We start from the raw sequence: 2,763 nt of genomic DNA, 5'->3' as shown, positions 1-2,763 counted from the left end.
AAGCGTAAAGATCTGCAAACTGGCATAAAGCTTGAACTAAAATATACAGAAAGGAGAACAGAATATGGCAAAAATCATACTTGCATCACATGGAGGGTTGTCTAAAGGAATGAAAGATTCAGTTTCTATGATTGTTGGAGATTTAGCTAAGGATGTAGAAACATATAGCTTGCTTCCTGGAGAAAATCCTGAAGACTTTTATCAAGAAGTTTTGAATGAAGCAAAAGAGAGTGAAGAACTATTCTTAATCTTATGTGATGTTAAAGGTGGAAGTGTTCACACAGCATTATCTAAACTCGCAGTATTAGATAATGTAATGGTCTTCTCAGGAATGAACATGGGACTAGTATTAGATGTAGTAATGAGAAGCATGAACGGAAATCTTGAATTAGCAGATGCGAACGATTTGATCGAAGCAGCTAAAGATGGAATGACTGTTATGAACGGAATGATAAGCGAAGATGATGAAGATTTCTAATAGGAGGAGAAAAAAATGATTAAATTATTAAGAGTGGATCACAGATTGTTACATGGTCAAGTTGCTTTTTCTTGGAAAAATGCAGTTGAAGCAGATTGTATCTTAATTGCGTGTGATGCAGTTATGAAAGATGATTTAAGAAAAACTTCAATCAAGATGGCAAAACCAAGTGGTGTTAAATTAGTTATCAAAAGTATGGATGATGCAGTAAAAGCAATCAACAGTGGTGTTACAGACAAATATAAATTATTGACTGTAGTTGAATCTATTAAGGATGCTGAAAGATTGTGTAAAGAATGCAACATCAAAAAGTTAAATCTTGGTGGTACTAAGGCAACTGCTGAAACTCGTAATATTTCAAAAGCAATGAATATTACACCAGCAGAAGAAACAATTTTAAAAGGATTATGTGAATCAGGTGTAGATGTAACAATTCAGATGGTTCCAGAAGATAATCCAGTAAATGTAGAAAAAGTTTTATAGGAGGAGAAATATGTTACTACAAGCAATTTTACTTGGCTTGGTAGCAATGCTTGGAAATGCTGAGTATTTGTTCGGTACAAGTTTGTTGTCAAGACCATTGGTTATGGGTACTTTAACAGGTATTGTACTTGGTGATGTACAAACAGGTGTTACTTTAGGTGCAACATTAGAATTAGCATTTATGGGAGCTTTCTCAATCGGTGCTAGTATTCCACCTGAAATGATTTCAGGAACTGTATTAGGAACAGCTTTCACAATTACAACAGGAGCTGGACCAGAAACTGCATTAACTGTAGGTTTACCAGTTGCTTCATTAGTATTAATTGCAAAGAACGTTGGAATGGTATTCATCTTACCTCCATTTGTTCATAAAGCAGATAAATATGCAGCTGAAGGAAATATGGCTGGAGTTGCTAGAATGCACTTATTAGGTGGATTCTTCGGTGTCAACTTAATTATCGGTGTGATCGTAGCATGTGGTTACTATGCTGGTGGACCAGCTGTACAGGCTTTATTAAATGTCATTCCTAAATGGATTTCAAATGGTTTACAGATCACAATGGGCTTATTACCTGCAATTGGGTTCGGTTTATTATTAATGATGATTATGGACAAAGAAGTTGCATGTTTCTTCTTCTTAGGATTCGCATTAAGCGTATACTTAAAGATTCCAGTAACAGCAATCGCAATTTTTGGAGTAATCATTGCTATCGTATTAACTCAGTTACGTAGTAATTCAGCTCAAACAGCTATAGAAGGAGGAGTGGATGAAGATGACGACTTCTAATAAATTAACTAAAAAAGAATTAAATCAAGTATTCTGGCGTTCATTCGGTTTGGAATGGTCTTGGAACTATGAAAGACAAATGAACATGTCATACTGCTATAGTATGTTACCAGTTATCAAAAAGTTATATACAAATAAAGAAGATCAAGCTGCAGCTATGAAACGTCACTTGGAATTCTTCAATACAACTCCACAATTGGCAACATTAATCTTAGGTATTAGTGCTGCTATGGAAGAAAGTAACGCAAATGATCCTGAATTTGATACAGAAAGTATCAACAATGTAAAGGTTTCATTAATGGGACCTTTAGCAGGTATTGGTGATTCATTCATCTGGGGAACATTACGTATTATCGCTACTGGTGTTGGTTTATCTCTAGCAAATCAAGGAAATATCTTAGGACCTATCTTATTCTTATTAATCTTCAACCTTCCAGCTCAGGGATTACGTTATTATTTAATGAATACTGGTTATAAATTAGGTAGTGGATTCTTGGCTAAGATCCAGCAGAATGGATTAATGTCAAAACTCACTTATGCAGCAAGTGTTTTAGGATTGATGGTTGTTGGTGGTATGACTGCTGAAAACGTATCAATCAGTTTCCCATTGAAGTTTGGTTCTGGTAATGAAGCAACTACATTAAATTCTGTATTCAATAATATCATGCCTGGTTTAATGCCATTATTATTCACATTACTAGTTTACTACTTATTGAAAAAGAAAAATGTTAAGACAACTACATTATTGTTAATCTGTGTTGTGATCGGATTAGTCGGAGCATTCTTTGGTATCTTAGGTTGTTAATAAATTAAAAAAAACGGAGGAAAAGAAAATGGAAATGATTAAATTTAATGAACAGGAAAAAATCGATAGCGTAAATGGCGCATTAGCTTTACGCCCTCAGATCAACGAAATCGTTGATGAAATCTGCGAACATGGATATTCAAACATCTGCTGGTTAGGTGTTGGTGGTACTTGGGCAAGTGCTATGCAGGCTACAGTACACATGAAAGA

Annotated in this window: 4 protein-coding genes and 1 pseudogene; all 5 read left to right on the top strand. The window is 34.9% G+C overall.

Features of this window, described 5'->3' with window-relative positions; all coding sequences use genetic code 11:
- The first annotated feature begins 64 nt into the window (after positions 1–64).
- Positions 65–478 (top strand): PTS sugar transporter subunit IIA, encoded by a 414-nt coding sequence (locus tag B2S90_RS02775; protein ID WP_278780852.1) that lies wholly within the window; start codon positions 65–67, stop codon positions 476–478.
- 15 nt (positions 479–493) lie between these two features.
- On the top strand, positions 494–961 hold the full coding sequence (locus B2S90_RS02770) for a PTS sugar transporter subunit IIB (protein ID WP_006504553.1): 468 nt from the start codon (positions 494–496) through the stop codon (positions 959–961).
- Positions 962–971: 10 nt separating this feature from the next.
- Positions 972–1,748, top strand: a complete 777-nt coding sequence (locus B2S90_RS02765) for a PTS mannose/fructose/sorbose/N-acetylgalactosamine transporter subunit IIC (protein WP_278780851.1) — start codon at positions 972–974, stop codon at positions 1,746–1,748.
- Positions 1,729–2,553: a PTS system mannose/fructose/sorbose family transporter subunit IID gene (locus B2S90_RS02760; RefSeq protein WP_278780850.1), complete on the top strand. Its 825-nt coding sequence runs from the start codon at positions 1,729–1,731 to the stop codon at positions 2,551–2,553. Before B2S90_RS02765 ends, B2S90_RS02760 begins: the two co-directional genes overlap by 20 nt.
- A 28-nt stretch (positions 2,554–2,581) precedes the next feature.
- Positions 2,582–2,763 (top strand): annotated as a pseudogene (locus B2S90_RS02755) (SIS domain-containing protein); the annotation flags it as partial.

This window comes from Catenibacterium sp. UBA627, assembly GCF_002299355.1.
In the GTDB taxonomy this organism is placed as follows: Bacteria; Bacillota_I; Bacilli_A; order Erysipelotrichales; family Coprobacillaceae; genus Catenibacterium; species Catenibacterium mitsuoka.
Note: the sequence above shows the minus strand (reverse complement) of the source record. Positions and strands in the feature narration are given on the sequence as shown.

What these genes read in the sequence shown, in the direction of transcription:
- B2S90_RS02765 (WP_278780851.1), top strand. Translation starts at nt 972, where the DNA reads ATGTTACTACAAGCAATTTTACTTGGCTTGGTAGCAATGCTTGGAAAT.
- B2S90_RS02770 (WP_006504553.1), top strand. Translation starts at nt 494, where the DNA reads ATGATTAAATTATTAAGAGTGGATCACAGATTGTTACATGGTCAAGTT.
- B2S90_RS02760 (WP_278780850.1), top strand. Translation starts at nt 1,729, where the DNA reads ATGAAGATGACGACTTCTAATAAATTAACTAAAAAAGAATTAAATCAA.
- B2S90_RS02775 (WP_278780852.1), top strand. Translation starts at nt 65, where the DNA reads ATGGCAAAAATCATACTTGCATCACATGGAGGGTTGTCTAAAGGAATG.